General features: G+C 42.7%; 1 pseudogene. It reads left to right on the forward strand.

The window, feature by feature from the left end:
- Positions 1 to 349: pseudogene (locus DSY56_RS11720) on the forward strand (FIVAR domain-containing protein); the annotation flags it as partial.

Consider the following 349-nt stretch of genomic DNA (forward strand, 5'->3'; position numbering starts at 1 on the left):
GAAAGCACAAAAGCTAATGATGCGAAGTACTACAACGGAAGTGCAGAGAAGAAAGCCGCCTATGATCAAGCAGTATCAGATGGTAAGAAAATCTTAGAAAAAGCTAACGCAACGCAAGCGGAAGTAGATGCAGCAAAACAAGCTATAGAAGATGCCAAAGGCAAATTAGATGGAGCAGAGACCCAGAAAGAGGCTCTAACAACAGCAACATCAACAGACGCAGAAAGCACAAAAGCTAATGATGCGAAGTACTACAACGGAAGTGCAGAGAAGAAAGCAGCCTATGATCAAGCAGTATCAGATGGTAAGAAAATCTTAGAAAAAGCTAACGCAACGCAAGCGGAAGTAG

This window comes from Streptococcus sp. 596553 (genome assembly GCF_900411395.1).
Classification (GTDB): domain Bacteria; phylum Bacillota; class Bacilli; order Lactobacillales; family Streptococcaceae; genus Streptococcus; species Streptococcus mitis_BA.